This is a genomic window from Bacillus sp. X1(2014) (genome assembly GCF_007678255.1).
The window spans coordinates 110,010-125,457 of sequence record NZ_VEED01000002.1; the positions used below are offsets into that span (position 1 = coordinate 110,010).

The 15,448-nt window shown below is 38.5% G+C and carries 15 protein-coding genes; 12 read left to right on the forward strand and 3 right to left on the reverse strand.

What is annotated here, in order from left to right; all coding sequences use genetic code 11:
- Window positions 1-191 precede the first annotated feature (191 nt).
- The 8 genes from mtnA (at window position 192) to FS608_RS04475 (ending at window position 6,169) form a co-directional block, all read left to right on the forward strand.
- Complete coding sequence (gene mtnA / locus FS608_RS04440) at window positions 192-1,241, forward strand: S-methyl-5-thioribose-1-phosphate isomerase (RefSeq protein WP_144548073.1); 1,050 nt, start codon at window positions 192-194, stop codon at window positions 1,239-1,241.
- Window positions 1,242-1,360: 119 nt separating this feature from the next.
- Window positions 1,361-1,897 (forward strand): redoxin domain-containing protein, encoded by a 537-nt coding sequence (locus FS608_RS04445; protein WP_144548074.1) that lies wholly within the window; start codon window positions 1,361-1,363, stop codon window positions 1,895-1,897.
- Between the two features lie 135 nt (window positions 1,898-2,032).
- Window positions 2,033-2,164, forward strand: coding sequence for an FbpB family small basic protein (locus tag FS608_RS04450; RefSeq protein ID WP_026567322.1), 132 nt, complete (start codon window positions 2,033-2,035; stop codon window positions 2,162-2,164).
- Window positions 2,165-2,231: 67 nt separating this feature from the next.
- Window positions 2,232-2,372, forward strand: coding sequence for an acid-soluble spore protein N (locus tag FS608_RS04455; protein ID WP_026567323.1), 141 nt, complete (start codon window positions 2,232-2,234; stop codon window positions 2,370-2,372).
- A 309-nt stretch (window positions 2,373-2,681) separates the two neighbouring features.
- Window positions 2,682-2,912, forward strand: coding sequence for a small acid-soluble spore protein Tlp (tlp, locus tag FS608_RS04460; RefSeq protein ID WP_026567324.1), 231 nt, complete (start codon window positions 2,682-2,684; stop codon window positions 2,910-2,912).
- Window positions 2,913-3,005: 93 nt separating this feature from the next.
- The gene (locus FS608_RS04465) at window positions 3,006-5,342 is read left to right on the forward strand and encodes an AAA family ATPase (protein WP_260871571.1); all 2,337 of its coding nucleotides are present in this window, start codon (window positions 3,006-3,008) and stop codon (window positions 5,340-5,342) included.
- 28 nt (window positions 5,343-5,370) lie between these two features.
- Window positions 5,371-5,799, forward strand: a complete 429-nt coding sequence (locus FS608_RS04470; RefSeq protein WP_144548075.1) for an acyl-CoA thioesterase — start codon at window positions 5,371-5,373, stop codon at window positions 5,797-5,799.
- Window positions 5,800-5,851: 52 nt separating this feature from the next.
- The gene (locus FS608_RS04475; protein ID WP_144548076.1) at window positions 5,852-6,169 is read left to right on the forward strand and encodes a hypothetical protein; all 318 of its coding nucleotides are present in this window, start codon (window positions 5,852-5,854) and stop codon (window positions 6,167-6,169) included.
- Window positions 6,170-6,191: 22 nt separating this feature from the next.
- On the opposite strand, the gene FS608_RS04480 is transcribed toward FS608_RS04475, so the two are convergent.
- The 3 genes from FS608_RS04480 to plsY form a co-directional block, all read right to left on the reverse strand.
- Window positions 6,192-6,995 carry a CPBP family intramembrane glutamic endopeptidase gene (locus FS608_RS04480; protein ID WP_186328603.1) on the reverse strand — a complete coding sequence of 268 codons (804 nt, stop codon included), beginning with the start codon at window positions 6,993-6,995 and terminating at the stop codon, window positions 6,192-6,194.
- Between the two features lie 44 nt (window positions 6,996-7,039).
- Window positions 7,040-8,191, reverse strand: coding sequence for a CapA family protein (locus FS608_RS04485; RefSeq protein ID WP_144548078.1), 1,152 nt, complete (start codon window positions 8,189-8,191; stop codon window positions 7,040-7,042).
- 124 nt (window positions 8,192-8,315) lie between these two features.
- Entirely contained in the window at window positions 8,316-8,915 is a 600-nt protein-coding gene (gene plsY / locus FS608_RS04490) for a glycerol-3-phosphate 1-O-acyltransferase PlsY (protein WP_144548079.1), read from the reverse strand.
- Window positions 8,916-9,221: 306 nt separating this feature from the next.
- Between plsY and FS608_RS04495 the strand changes: the two genes are divergently transcribed.
- From FS608_RS04495 to parC, 4 genes are all read left to right on the forward strand, one after another.
- Window positions 9,222-10,160 (forward strand): sensor domain-containing diguanylate cyclase, encoded by a 939-nt coding sequence (locus FS608_RS04495; protein ID WP_144548080.1) that lies wholly within the window; start codon window positions 9,222-9,224, stop codon window positions 10,158-10,160.
- A gap of 89 nt (window positions 10,161-10,249) precedes the next feature.
- Window positions 10,250-10,666, forward strand: a complete 417-nt coding sequence (locus tag FS608_RS04500) for a CoA-binding protein (RefSeq protein WP_144548081.1) — start codon at window positions 10,250-10,252, stop codon at window positions 10,664-10,666.
- 290 nt (window positions 10,667-10,956) lie between these two features.
- The gene (gene parE / locus FS608_RS04505) at window positions 10,957-12,936 is read left to right on the forward strand and encodes a DNA topoisomerase IV subunit B (RefSeq protein WP_144548082.1); all 1,980 of its coding nucleotides are present in this window, start codon (window positions 10,957-10,959) and stop codon (window positions 12,934-12,936) included.
- A complete protein-coding gene (parC, locus tag FS608_RS04510; protein WP_144548083.1) occupies window positions 12,933-15,371 on the forward strand; it encodes a DNA topoisomerase IV subunit A in 2,439 nt (812 codons plus the stop codon). The genes parE and parC overlap by 4 nt, the downstream gene beginning before the upstream one ends.
- Window positions 15,372-15,448: the final 77 nt, after the last annotated feature.

A 15,448-nucleotide genomic window follows, 5' to 3' on the forward strand; every position in this document is an offset into this window, starting at 1 on the left:
TATCCCTCCATTCATTCATACTTCTATTTTAACAAATTTTCTCACAATTTAGTTAACTTATCAAAGGGACAAATAAAAAAATGAAAGTATTGCATATGTCTCCGATATTGATAAAATTACATTGGGTGAAGTTGCAGGAATGATTCTAAAAACTTAACAAGAATTTACATAAAGTAGAAGGGATGCTTTAAATGGAAAACACATACTTACAATCCGTTTCCTATGAAAACGGAGTTCTAAAAATACTCGATCAAACCAAAATACCGAACATTACAGAATTTCTCGAAACCAAAAAAATTGAAGATGCCTGGGATGCCATTAAACAACTTAAAGTTCGTGGAGCGCCGGCAATTGGCATAGCTGCAGCTTATGGCTTAGTGCTTGGAATTAAAGATGCACCAGAAAGCTCTTTTGAAGATTTTTATGGACATTTAAAAAAGCAATCAGATTACTTGGCCTCATCACGACCAACAGCCGTCAACTTGTTTTGGGCTTTGAAACGAATGAATGAACGAGCACTTAAAGAGAAGGAATTACCGATTAATCAAATCAAAGAAGCATTGGAAGAAGAAGCCCATAACATTCGTATTGAAGATGAAGAAGTATGCCGGACAATCGGAGAGCATGCATTAAACCTTTTAGAGGACGGCATGGGGATTCTAACACATTGCAATGCGGGCGGGATCGCTACTGCGAGATATGGAACAGCCTTAGCACCACTTTATTTAGCAAAAGAAAAGGGCTGGGATATCAAAGTTTTTGCTGATGAAACAAGACCACTGCTACAAGGAGCGAGATTAACGGCATGGGAACTAATGCAGGCTGGCATAGATGTCACGCTCATTACGGACAATATGGCCGCGATGGTTATGCAAAAAGGCTGGGTGCAAGCAGTAATTGTCGGTTGCGATCGCGTTGCAGCCAATGGTGATGTAGCAAACAAAATTGGGACATATGGAGTTGCCTTATTAGCAAAAGCCCATAATATACCTTTCTACGTGGCAGCACCGATCTCCACGATTGATTTGGATACAAAAACTGGGGCCGATATCCCGATCGAGGAAAGAGACGCATCCGAAATTACTGATGGCTTTGGTAAAAGAACCGCCCCTGAAGGTGTGAAAGTGTTTAACCCTGCCTTCGATGTCACACCAAATGAGCTTGTTACCGCAATCATCACTGAAAAGGGGTTAATAAAAGGAAATTACCAGGAAGAACTAGTGAAACTCTTTGAATCCTAAAAGCGGAAGAGTTTGTTTTTTGTAAATTGTCACAGTTTCGGCATATCCTGATTTGGTTTCACCTAAGATTATAGTGTAAAATCAATGTAGCAGATTATGAAGTAAAGGAGGATTCGGGAATGATAAAAAAAGTAATTGCAACCGTAATACTAGTTTCCTTACTTACAGTCGCGATTGTTCAAGCCATGGATAAAACTTCAGAAACTCCCGAAACGAAAAGTCAAACCACAGCAAGTCAAGAAGGTCTCGCTGTTGGAGCAAAGGCACCTGATTTTGAACTGAAAACATTAACCGGAGAAAAGATAAAACTGTCTAATTTAAAAGGCAAAAAAGTGATGCTGAACTTTTGGGCAACCTGGTGTCCTCCTTGTAAGGCAGAAATGCCGGCAATGGAGCAATTTTCAAAACAGATGCCAAAGGATGTTGTCATTTTAGCCGTTAACATCGATCCGCAATTAGATGTCCATGGTTTTGTGGATGAAAATAAAATTACTTTTCCTATTCTTCTTGATGCAGAAGATAAAGTAAATGAAACTTATCAAGTCCTATCCATACCAACTACGTATTTTATTGATAGTAAAGGAAACATTCAGAATAAATATATAGGTGAAATGAAACTTGATGATATGAAAGATTTTACAAACAAACTAAAATAGACTAAAAAACATTGGAATGTTTCCAATGTTTTTTTATTGAATGCTTTTTCTTTAAAATTTTCAAAAAGTTGTAATAATTGCAACCGTTTCCGGGCATAATAACTGTTAGAATAGAAACTAAGGACGGTGATACCGATGAGAAAACCTAGAAAACGCTCATTTGCAGAGCTAGTATCTGAAAATAAAACACAACTATTAAAAGATCGCGCTGCGATGGAAAAAATTGAACAGCGCTTAGAAGAAAAACGTCTCGGTAAAGCAGAATAACTAAAAAAGTTTACCAATCATGTTTTCCTTCCTTTAGGACAAAATGTAAATAAGGAGGGATCATGACATGGGTAAAAAATATCAAACGAAACGTTTTCAACCAGATCACGTTGGAACACAGCCACGTGGCTTTAGCGGGAATAAAGGAAAGAAAATGAATGATACTTCAGGCGAGCATGCCCAAGTAATACAAACAAAAGGTGAATAACAATGAATTTAAGACTTGACTGGTGAAAGCCAGCGAGTCTTTTTTTATAGGCTTTGTTAAAGATTAATATTGATTTTGGGACTCTGTTGATTGGAGTGGAAGGCGCGAAGACTCCTGCGGGAGTACGGGGCAGACCCCGCAGGTGCTGAAAGCACCGAGGAGGCTCCCCGCAACGCCCGCGGAGAGCGAAGTGCCTGGAACGGAAATCAACAGACAAGTTTAACACAGCCTTTCCGAAAAATTCTTGTTTATTTTTTTCAGTCGGTAACAAACTATATCTGTACCAATTACACCCTAGGAGGAAATACAATGGCCTATAATAACAAACCGAATCCAGATGACCGCAGTGATAACGTCGAAAAGCTTCAAGCGATGATTCAAAATACGGAGAATAATATTGAAGCAGCTGAGGAATCATTAGCCCTTACTGATAGTGAGACACAACGCCAGGAAATTGAGGCGAAGAACGAGCGCCGTCGGGAAAGCATTGAATCCTTCCGGTCAGAAATTAAAGATGAAGCAAACAACCAACAAAGCTAAAATCGAGTGCAGACCTGTTCATTTTGGACAGGTCTTTTGTTTAGGTATGGAGTGCTTGTTATGGTAAGATAGAAGGGAAATTTTGAAGAAGAAGTGATAATCTTGAGACAAATTGTAAACCAGCATATTAATAATAATGAAGAAAAACTAAAGCAATGGGAACTGGAACTAAACCAAAATGGATCGATTTCTAATGAAAGTGCATTAATTTCCGCATTAACTGATGAATCCAATCCGGTCACCTTATCAAAGCTGTTAACAATTGCTGCTCTCTCGCGGATCGAACGTAATAAACAGGATAAAATGGCAGCGATCTGGCTGGAAAGAGCACTTAGTTTATTTCCTAATAATCAAGCAGCAAGAGAATATATGTTACAAACAGATTTGAAAAAATTAGAGGGAATATTCTTACCACTAACATTTCCTGCTATGAGAGAAACAGATAACAGAACTGCAAAAAAGAAGACTGCCGAACAATACATAGAAGTATGTCAAAATTTCTTAAGTAATGCAGATGAAATACAAACAGATTTAGCAGCAAAAAGAGAACTATCTGCAACGTTGAGTACGAAGGTTGTGTATCAGCAGTTTAATCATTTATTTGAGTTATTCACTTCTGCGATCGATGAAACAGGAAGGCTATTAAAAGCCGCAGAGGAGTATGACCAATCGATTACAGGTGTTTTCCATACCTCCACCTATTTTGATGATTTAAAATTGCATTTATCGAATTTAGAGGAAATTAAAACCGCTTGGCAAAAGCAATTTTACGAAGAGGAAGTTCAATCTGACACCGACCGAATTAATGCATTAGATCAACTAAATGAAATGATTGGGATGGAATTTGTTAAAAATCGGGTAAATGATTTTTACCGCTTTCTCAAGTATCAAAAACAACGGAAAGATTTGGGTTTTCAAATACAGGACGACTTAAGCCTAAATATGATTTTAACTGGAAATCCAGGAACAGGGAAAACCACACTTGCCCGCTTATTAGCGAAAATTTATCATGAATTAGGAGTCCTGCCTCGAGAGGAAGTGATCGAGACAGACCGTTCCCAGTTAGTTGGTTCTTTCGTTGGCCAAACTGAAGAAAATGTCCGTTCCATTGTGGAACGTTCCATTGGTGGTGTGCTGTTTATTGATGAAGCATATAGCCTGAAACGTGAGGGTCAAACAGGCAATGATTATGGTCAAGCCGCCATTGATACTTTAGTTTCACTGATGACTGGAAGTGAGTATGGCGGAAGATTTGCGGTAATAATGGCGGGCTATCCTGAAGAAATGCGCACCTTTTTGGATGCTAATCCAGGTTTACGCAGTCGCTTTCCACAGTCTAATCTCATTCATTTGCCTAATTATTCAAACGAAGAATTAATAAGGATTGCAGAGAAAGTCGCAGCAGATAATGATTATTTCCTTAGCGACGAGGCTAAAATCGAAATTAACCATCGACTTGATCTTGAACGGGTCGATGATACCTTCGGAAATGCACGAACTGTCCGCAATATCGTCATCGATGCGATTTTCAAAAAGGGCTCTAATAAGGAAGTCCCGGACGAAAATATCCTTGATTTTATGTTACTGAATAAAGATGACTTTCTAATCGCAAAAGAAGAAGCTGAAGAATCCCCTTATGAAAAATTGGACCGGCTCATTGGTTTAGATGCATTAAAGCTCGAAATGAGGTCACTGATCTCCTTTGTAAAGATGCAGCAATACCGGATGAAAAAAGGTCTGGCGCCAGTACCTATTCAATTACATGCCGTTTTCACTGGCAATCCGGGAACAGGAAAAACAACCGTTGCTAAGATTTATGCAGAGCTTTTAAAGGACTGCGGTATGTTAAAAAGGGGCCATCTAATTGTCGCAAGCAGAGCAGACTTTGTGGCTGGGTATGTTGGGCAAACTGCAGGAAAAACGAAGAAAAAGATTAAAGAAGCTCTTGGAGGAGTCTTATTTATTGATGAGGCCTATTCTCTTTTCAGTTCGACCTCAGGTGATTTTGGCAAAGAAGTCATCGATACACTTGTCGATGAAATGACCAAGCATAATGAAAACTTAGTAGTAGTCCTGGCTGGTTATCCAGACGAAATGGACTTGCTATTAGAAAGCAATCCAGGGCTTCGCTCAAGGTTTAAAAAATTCTTCTTATTTCCAGACTATTCTTCTGAAGAACTGCTTGAAATCATGACTGTATATGCAGAAAGTTATCAATACCAATTATCAAGTGATGCTAAACAGTTGTTATTGAGTAAAATGGAGCAAGAATCCTTTAAAGGAAATGGCCGTTTTGCAACTAATATGGTGGATGAAATGATCCAAGCACAGGCCTCAAGGTTAATGGAAGTGGAGAATGAGGAAGATCTTTTTGAAAAGTCACTCCTACTTGAGGTTGAGGATATAATAAAGGCCATCAATAAAATGTAAAAATCGATTGTAGAAAGGGTGGGGGCCCGTGGAAAATTATTTTATTTCGACTCGAGAAATTCAACTTTATTATGCGGACACGGATATGATGGGAGTCATTTACCACGCTAATTATCTTAAATTCTTTGAACTTGGCAGAACTGGGTTTATTGAGGACCTGGGCTATAGTTATCTCGCAATGGAGGAGTCAGGTTATTTTGCACCTGTCTATGACGTCCAAGCGACCTATAAAAAACCGTTACGATATGGTGATCGAGGTTTTGTAAAAACGTGGGTTGAATTAAATGACGGCATCAAAACGGTATATGGTTATAAGGTTGTAAATGGCGATGATGAGATATGTGTGGAGGGGAAGACCACACACATTATTGTTAAAAAGGATAACTTTAGACCGACTTCTTTCAAAAAAGCCTTCCCTGAGTGGTTCCTAAAATATGAAGAAATTAAGATAAAATAATCAATTTATAACACTTGTGCGGGCAAAATTCATTACGAATGGGGTGACCTAGGTGGCTTTTGGAATCAAACGGGAGGAAGTCATCGAGTGGAAGAGAAAAATTGATAATGGAGAATTAGCTTTTTTAACCCATTATTGGTTAGATGACCGCTTTCCAGGATGTAATACAGTAACCAAGGTTGGTTGTAATAACCTTGAGCAATTGGCAGCTTGGGGACAAAAACATGGATTAAAAAAAGAGTGGATTCATGTTCGTAAGGATGGTTATTCCCATTTTGATTTACTCGGTGAGCGCCAACGAGACATTTTACATAAAGAAGGATTGTCAGAACATATTTGGAAAAAGGATCAGAGCACACTTGAAGAGTAACCATCTTTAAGTGTGCTTTTTGTTATGAACCATAATATACAGGGATGGTCATTAGCCCGTTTATTAAAAAGAGGGTGGTGACCAAAGTATGAGTAATCATCGCAGGAAATACACTTCTTGTTTTGACCGTTAAACACCCTAACACAAATCCTAGAAAAATATAAATCATACATATAATTGGTGAAAAACCAAACATGGTGGTGTTAATACCGTAAGCAATGCTCGTTACAATTATCCCAATTAGTTGATTGGTGATGCAGATCAGCTTTGGCAGGAGTATGCCCCGCCATAATACCTCTTCAAGTAATGCATTCATCGATGCGAATAACAAAATCAATGAAAATGAACGCCAATGCATCTTTTCTACTTGAAATAGAAATGTGATACCTATAGAAACCACAGCTAAAAGTCCAAAAATAAGAACAAATCTCTTAAAGGAAAAATCAATTTTAAAAGGAAGTTGAATTTCTCGTGTAAAAATTGGCCGGTGAAAGAAAGACGTTATTTCTTGTTTAAACTGCTTAACCACATAACTTATCATTAAAATGGGAATCAACAGTAATAATTGACTTAACATGATAAGCGAAAAGGGAGAGAAATGAAAACCTTCAATAAAATTATCCATGTAGCCCAGCAAGAGATTTCCAAGAAAAAATGAAATAATCATCCAACCAAAAAGGCGATTTTCTTCTTTTAAAAAAACAATTATTAAAAATAAACCAATTAATAGCACAAAAAAAGGGTTGTAAAATCCTCTAGTAAAAAGAAACATCATGAGTAAAAAATACCCAGAAAGCCAGAGCCCTTTTTGCTTTATCTGTACCATCTGATCTTCTCCTGTCATCAATCTAAGAATAAAAAGGCTCCGTTTTAACGGAGCCACTGCATCATGTGATCTTGGATTTCCATATACTTTCCCTTGGCATTACGAAGACCAAATGGTCGAGCATTTTCTAAAGGGATTACGCGGAAATTATGATTTTTTTTACTAGCGACATAGGTTGGATAAAACTTCGGGTTCGACAATTCAATCGAGTTACCATTACCTGATATACGTTTTGTAATGCCAATCGTAGCTAATCCACCAATATCTTTATAATCATTACGTTGTGATGAGATAAAATTTCCTAATGAATAGACAACCAATGCTTTTCTTCCATCCTCTGTTTTGATCCATTCCATAGGTTGAAGAACATGCGGATGGGAGCCAAAAATGATATCCACCCCTTCATTTGCCAGAAATCGAGCCAAATCCTTCTGTTCTTTGTTAGGCATACGGTGGTATTCATCTCCCCAATGGATACTCATAACAATGACATCAGCGTCCTTTTTAGCTCGATGGACCTCATCACGCATCGTTTCGCGGTTGATCAGATTGACTAGGAAATCCTTTCCGTCTGGAACCGGGATTCCGTTTGTTCCGTATGTATAGGAGAGAAATGCAATCTTTATCCCATTTTTATTTAAAATCCTCAATTTTTGGCGGTCCCTTTCATCAAGGAAGCTTCCAACATGAAGTAAACCAATACTTTCTAAATAGTCAGCCTCTGATTTAATCCCTTTTTCACCTTTATCCAAGGTATGATTATTGGCTGTGGATACAATATCTACTCCTGTGTGGACAAGAGCATCCGCCACCTCGTATGGACTATTAAACCGTGGATAACCGGCAAGACCTAATGTTTTTCCACCTATCGTACTTTCTTGATTGGCAGTTAACACGTCTGGTTTTTCTAATAAAGTTTTTACGTTCTCAAACATCGGGTCAAATTCATATGTAGCACCATTAAAGGCATCTTGATAAACATTATCGTGTATAAGGATATCTCCGATGGCTCCAATGGTTATTTTTTCGGTCATCTCTCGGTTGATCATCAATGAAGAACGGGTTTGAAGATTTTTCGTCGGAAAAACCTTTTGGTCGTCATCATTAGTATTTTGCCATTGTTGAATAAAAAGGAATGATGCTAAAGCAATACAAACAAAAATAATTATAACTGAAGGTATGGCATGCCTTTTCATAATTACTCCTTATCTTTTATCTGATAATTATACTATATTATATTGTTGTATAATTTTAAAACTATTCTTTGCTTGAAAAGGAGTTTTAACAAAAAAAAGAACCGGAAAATCGGTTCTTTTTTTGCTAAAGCCATTTAATCTTGGGCTCAGTTTTATTCATAATTCGTTTTATATTTGCTCTGTGACGATAGATGACAAACGACGCAAGGAACAGGACGACAATGAGAAGAGGGATGTCCCATTCATCCACAACCCCCGAAACAATGGCAAACATCACTGCTGTAACTCCTGCAACCATCGAAGATAAGGAAACATATTTTGATATGTATAAACTAATAAAAAAGAAAATTAATACGGTAATAAACATATACGGTGCATAAAACAATACTACACCACCTGAGGTAGCAACTGCTTTTCCTCCACGAAACCCAGCGAAGATTGGATAGGTGTGCCCGACAACTGCAAAAATACCTGCTAATAACGGACTCATATCCACTTGGAAGAGATGCGGCAAGGCGGCAGCTAAAGTCCCTTTCAAGATGTCAGCAAGTGTAACGACTAATCCCGCTTTCACACCCAATGTTCGAAAGGTATTGGTCCCTCCTAAATTTCCACTCCCGTGTTCGCGAATATCCGTTTTATAAAAAACCTTTCCGATAATTAAACCAGAGGGGATTGAACCAAGTAAATATGCCAGAATGACTACTAAAATAATTTGAACCATTAACAAATTCTCCTTCTACAAAAAGTTCCAGTCCTTCTATTTTACCATGGAATTTGGAAAAAACACTATCAATCCTTTCATATGTGTTTGCTTTTTTGAATCTGGTCAAAAGTAAGAACAAATAGAGTCAATTTTATTACAAAAATAAGGAGAATTTTCAAACCATTTGTTAATCCATTGAAAGCCATGCTGGGAGTCAATATAATTTAGATAAAATCATAGAAATACATACCAAACCGACCCAAGTATCGTAATCAATGGTCGGTTTTATCATATAATCCTGAATGAAAGAAAGAGGTGCTTAAAGTGGCGGCTACTATTCATCCATACTTAAATTACCGATACAAAGATGTGAAACAGCTTGAAAAAGAAATTTCCAAACAAAAGAAATTAACGAAAGCTTTATTAAACTTTCAAGACCACCTTATCTTTGTTACTGATCACGAGGATATTATCGAATTCAATCAAGCCTTTTGTAACTTTACTGGAATTAGTAAGGCTCAGACCCAGCTGCCTAAATTGAAATACCTTTCTAGTTTTTTTGTAGAAGATGCAAATTATTTTTATCCAATCGACAAAAGAAGATGGTTCGAAGAAATCATAGAAACGGGGAAAAACTCTGTAAACATGCACTGGATCAACATCAATAATGAAGAGATTTTCTTTAATTTCGAATATGAGTCCATACCGGGTTCGAACCAATACTTATGTGTCTGTAAGGATATTACAAATTTAGAGAATGAAAAAAGAGAGAACAGACATTTATTCCTGATGGATTCTCTAACATACAGTATAAACCAATTGGAAATGAATGCCATCTTAGAAGTGGAAATGAGACGTGCCGAACGATTAAACCAGCCTTTTTCGATGATTATCATGGATATTGATTTCTTTAAACATGTAAATGAACGGTTTGGGCAACAAGCAGGCGATAAAGTTCTCTCTACTATTTCCATCATCGTTCAGCAACGTATTCGTGAATCAGATATTTTTGCCCGTTGGGGAGGAGAGGAATTCATTTTACTCACTCCTGGAACCGACGGAAACGGGGCAAAGGAACTATCAGAATCTATCCGGTCGATTATCGGAGAATTTCATTTTGAGAATATCGATAAGATCACTTGCAGCTTTGGAATCTCCGTGTTTTCTAAAGGGAAACCGAAAGAGGATTTAATACTAGAGGCGAATCAAGCACTCTCTTATTCAAAAGACAAAGGGAGAAACTGTGTAACTCTTTACAACTAACTTGTAAGATGGCGGCACTTTAAGCTTTTTATTATGTTTTTTTTGAAAATATAGGTAAAATAAAGAAAAATACCCTAGGAGTGAGATTGATGACTATTGAAAATCCAAGTCGCAATGAAATTGGAGCGATCTTAAAAAAGGCAAAAAGAATTGCGGTAGTTGGTTTGAGTGATAATCCTGAACGAACTTCCTATCAAGTGTCTGAAGCAATGCAAAAAGCTGGCTATGACATTATTCCGGTGAATCCTACGATTGAATCGGCATTAGGGGTGAAAGCTGTTGCATCCCTTAAAGATATCGAAGGACACGTGGATATTGTTAATGTTTTTCGCAGGTCAGAACAACTGTTCGATGTCGCGAAAGAGTTTGTTGAGATCGATGCAGATATCTACTGGGCCCAGCTTGGTCTTGAAAACGAAGAAGCCTATGAATTCTTAAAAAGTAAGGGCTATACGGTGATAATGAATCGTTGCATTAAAGTAGAACATGCGATTTCTAAAGCTTAAATATTCAACCCTAAAACTGCTAATATTTAGCAGTTTTTTTATTTTTAACACGCATTAACCGATGATTTTAATATTACAAAATTATGTTGTTTAAAATTACGTATTTGCTAAATCGAAATAAATCGCTACAATAAAGCATAGACGCCGCAAGATTTATGTTAAAATAAGAAGCGGCAAACATTGGTTCTATATTAATTTTATAAAAAGATAATATAAAGAATGACTAATCAATTAGTTCATGAGCAATTAGAAGGATACTTCTTTTTGTAGGGAATGAAAGGGGTATTTTAGTGGCAAGAAATCAGCAAGTTTTTGATTATAATGATGATGCCATACAGGTACTTGAAGGTCTTGAGGCGGTTAGGAAACGTCCAGGAATGTACATTGGCAGCACTGATTCACGCGGTCTACACCATCTAGTTTATGAGATAGTCGACAATTCTGTCGATGAAGCGCTTGGTGGATTCGGTGATCAAATCATTGTAAAAATACACAAAGATAATTCTATTAGTGTTAATGACCGCGGACGCGGAATGCCTACTGGTATGCACAAAATGGGGAAACCAACACCAGAGGTTATATTAACAGTGCTTCATGCCGGCGGTAAATTCGGCCAAGGCGGTTATAAAACAAGCGGCGGTTTGCACGGTGTTGGTGCATCTGTTGTTAATGCCTTATCAGAATGGCTAACTGTCACCATTAAAAGGGACGGTTTCGTATATGAACAGCGCTTTGAAAATGGGGGAAAACCGGTAACAACCCTCGAAAAAATCGGCAAAACCAATCAAACCGGCACAACGATTCATTTCAAGCCAGATCCAACAATATTTTCAACCACCACTTTTAATTTCGAAACGTTATGTGAGAGGTTAAGAGAGTCAGCCTTTTTGTTAAAAGGTTTGAAAATCGAAATTATCGATGACCGAAACGATTTCCATGAAATCTTCCATTATGAAAATGGGATTGAAGCGTTTGTTGCTTATTTAAACGAAGAGAAGGATGTTCTCCATCCAGTGGTTAGTTTAGAAGGCTCTCAGCATGGAATTGAAGTGGATTTTGCCTTTCAATTTAATGATGGCTACTCTGAAAATGTCCTCTCCTTTGTAAATAATGTCCGCACAAGAGATGGCGGAACCCATGAGGCCGGGGCAAAAACAGCAATGACAAGGGTATTTAATGATTATGCTCGGAAGGTTTCATTCTTAAAAGACAAAGACAAAAACCTTGATGGTGCAGATATCCGTGAAGGATTATCGGCAATTATCTCCGTTCGAATCCCGGAAGAATTGCTCCAGTTTGAAGGACAAACAAAAGGGAAATTAGGAACAAGTGAAGCACGGTCAGCGGTTGATTCAGTTGTTTCTGAGCACCTCTCCTATTTTCTAGAAGAGAATCCTGATATTAGCTCCCTTCTTATCAAAAAATCGATCAAAGCCTATCAAGCTAGAGAGGCGGCCAGAAAAGCACGTGAGGATGCAAGAAGCGGTAAAAAACGCAAGCGTTCCGATGCTGTCTTGTCTGGGAAACTAACACCAGCACAATCACGTAATCCGCAAAGAAACGAACTGTACCTTGTTGAGGGTGATTCCGCGGGAGGCTCAGCGAAACAGGGACGTGACCGACGTTTTCAAGCAGTCCTTCCACTCAGAGGTAAAGTCATTAATACCGAAAAAGCTAAACTCGCTGATATTTTTAAGAATGAAGAAATCAATACGATTATTCATGCCATCGGCGGCGGAGTTGGTTCCGATTTCAGTGTGGAAGACATCAATTATGACAAAATTGTCATTATGACCGATGCCGATACAGATGGAGCACATATTCAAGTTCTACTGCTTACTTTCTTTTATCGCTATATGAAGCCGTTGTTAGAAGCAGGCAAAGTGTTCATTGCCCTGCCTCCGCTTTATAAAGTAAGCAAGGGAACAGGTAAGAAGGAAATTATTGAATATGCATGGAATGATGATGAACTTCAAGGAGCCATCAAAAAAGTGGGCAGAGGCTATATCATCCAGCGCTATAAAGGACTTGGTGAAATGAACGCCGATCAGCTCTGGGAAACAACGATGGATCCTGAAACACGGACGTTGATCCGAGTGAAAATCGATGATGCGGCAAGAGCAGAACGACGAGTTACCACCCTAATGGGAGACAAAGTTGAGCCGCGCCGTAAGTGGATTGAAACGAATGTCGCCTTTGGGTTAGAAGAAGATGACACGATCTTAGAAAATGAAAATATTACGGTCTCCGAGGAGGGTTCTGAAGGATGAGTGCAACTGAAAAATTCCGAGACTTGCCTCTAGAAGATGTCATTGGTGATCGTTTTGGCAGATATAGTAAGTATATTATCCAAGAACGTGCCCTTCCGGATGCACGTGATGGCCTAAAGCCAGTACAACGAAGAATTCTCTATGCGATGCATGTAGAAGGAAATACACACGATAAAGGCTTTCGAAAATCAGCAAAAACAGTTGGTAATGTAATTGGTAACTATCATCCACACGGTGATTCCTCTGTTTACGAGGCCATGGTGCGGATGAGTCAGGACTGGAAGGTACGAAATGTCCTCGTGCAAATGCACGGAAACAACGGCAGTGTTGATGGTGACCCGCCAGCCGCGATGCGTTATACAGAAGCAAGGCTTTCCGCCATTGCGGCTGAATTAATGCGAGATATCGAAAAAGATACAGTTGAATTTATTCCTAACTTTGATGATACTTCCAAAGAGCCAACAGTTTTGCCTGCGATGTTCCCAAACCTGCTTGTTAATGGTTCGACAGGAATTTCTGCGGGGTATGCAACAGATATTCCTCCGCATCATCTTGGTGAAGTCATTGACGGAGTTATCAAGAGAATGGACCACCCTGATTGTTCCGTAGAGGAACTTATGACGATTGTCAAAGGTCCAGATTTCCCAACGGGCGGCATCATTCAAGGAATTGATGGAATTAAAAAAGCCTATGAAACTGGTAAAGGAAAAATTATCGTTCGCAGCAAAGCTGACATTGAAGAGGTTCGCGGCGGTAAGCAGCAAATCGTTATTACGGAAATTCCCTATGAGGTGAATAAAGCCAATCTCGTCAAAAAAATGGATGAGTTCCGTCTCGACCGTAAAGTGGAAGGAATCTCAGAAATCCGCGATGAAACAGACCGGACCGGCCTCAGAATTGTCATTGAACTGAAGAAAGATGCCGATTCAGCAGGTGTTTTGAACTATTTATATAAAAATAGTGATCTTCAAGTAACCTATAATTTTAATATGGTTGCGATTCATAAGAAACGTCCCAAATTAATGGGACTTAGAGAATTATTAGATGCTTACATCGAGCACCAAAAAGAAGTTGTCACCAGAAGGTCGCAATATGATCTTAATAAAGCCAGAGAACGACAGCATATCGTTGAAGGTCTGATGAAGGCTTTATCAATCCTCGATGAAGTGATTGCTACTATCCGTGCATCCAAGGATAAACGCGACGCAAAGGACAATTTAATTGCAAAGTTTGCCTTTACGGAGCCGCAATCAGAAGCGATCGTTTCCTTACAGCTATACCGCTTAACAAACACCGATATTACTGCACTTAGACAGGAAGCGGAAGAGTTAGCAAAGAAAATCGAAGAACTTACAAGCATTTTAGCAAGTGAGAAAACTCTTTTCTCTGTGATCAAAAAAGAATTAAAAGACGTCAAAAAACGTTTTGCAGATGAACGTCGTTCAAAGATTGAAGCAGAAATTGAAGAATTGAAAATCAATCTGGAAGTAACTGTCCCAAGTGAAGATGTTATTGTAACGATTACGAAACAAGGATACGTTAAACGGACAAGTACTCGTTCCTATGCGGCCTCCAATGGTCAGGATTTAGCAATGAAGGATTCAGACCGTTTATTAGCGCAACTCGAAATGAATACGAAGGATGTACTTCTCCTCTTCACAAATAAAGGAAACTACTTATTCTGCCCTGTTCATGAGCTGCCAGATATCCGCTGGAAAGACCTTGGACAACACGTGGCTAATATTATTCCAATTGACCGTGATGAAGAAATCATCCAAGCGATTCCAGTCAAAGACTTTGAGGCTGACCTTTTCCTTGTCTTTATCACGAAAAATGGCATGGCCAAGAAAACGGAGCTAAAACAATACAAAGCACAACGATACTCGAAACCACTTGTTGGTATTAATCTAAAAGATGATGATCAAGTGATCGATGTTCATTTAACCGATGGAACCAAAGAATTATTCTTAATAACACACTTAGGTTATTCCCTATGGTTCCATGAAGAAGAAATTAGTATTGTTGGTGCTCGTGCTGCAGGTGTGAAAGGGATCAATTTAAAAGATGATGATTTCGTGATCGGCGGTAAACTCATTCTTCCTGACAGCAACGAAACGATTGTTATCGCTACACAGCGTGGAGCGGTAAAGAGAATGAAAATGAAAGAATTTGAAAAAGCTACTCGTGCCAAACGCGGCGTAGTTATTTTAAGAGAACTTAAATCAAATCCACACCGAATTGCAGGATTTGAAATTGCCAATGAGCAAGATGTGATTTTTATCCAAACGGAGAAAGGGCATCTAGAGACACTTCATACAATCGATATTCACTACAGTGACCGTTATTCAAATGGTTCATTTATTCTTGATGAAGAAGACAACGGAAAGGTAACTACTGTTTGGAAAGTATCTGCACCAGATAAACCTAGTGAATAAATTTTTACAGGACACTCTAAAAAATAGAGTGTCCTTTTTCATCTTTTTTCCAGAACTGGTCATACTAACAAGTAACA

Coding starts and splice junctions, on each gene's coding strand:
- mtnA (WP_144548073.1), top strand. CDS start 192: ATGGAAAACACATACTTACAATCCGTTTCCTATGAAAACGGAGTTCTA.
- FS608_RS04445 (WP_144548074.1), top strand. CDS start 1,361: ATGATAAAAAAAGTAATTGCAACCGTAATACTAGTTTCCTTACTTACA.
- FS608_RS04450 (WP_026567322.1), top strand. CDS start 2,033: ATGAGAAAACCTAGAAAACGCTCATTTGCAGAGCTAGTATCTGAAAAT.
- FS608_RS04455 (WP_026567323.1), top strand. CDS start 2,232: ATGGGTAAAAAATATCAAACGAAACGTTTTCAACCAGATCACGTTGGA.
- tlp (WP_026567324.1), top strand. CDS start 2,682: ATGGCCTATAATAACAAACCGAATCCAGATGACCGCAGTGATAACGTC.
- FS608_RS04480 (WP_186328603.1), bottom strand. CDS start 6,995: ATGGTACAGATAAAGCAAAAAGGGCTCTGGCTTTCTGGGTATTTTTTA.
- FS608_RS04485 (WP_144548078.1), bottom strand. CDS start 8,191: ATGAAAAGGCATGCCATACCTTCAGTTATAATTATTTTTGTTTGTATT.
- plsY (WP_144548079.1), bottom strand. CDS start 8,915: ATGGTTCAAATTATTTTAGTAGTCATTCTGGCATATTTACTTGGTTCA.
- FS608_RS04500 (WP_144548081.1), top strand. CDS start 10,250: ATGACTATTGAAAATCCAAGTCGCAATGAAATTGGAGCGATCTTAAAA.
- parC (WP_144548083.1), top strand. CDS start 12,933: ATGAGTGCAACTGAAAAATTCCGAGACTTGCCTCTAGAAGATGTCATT.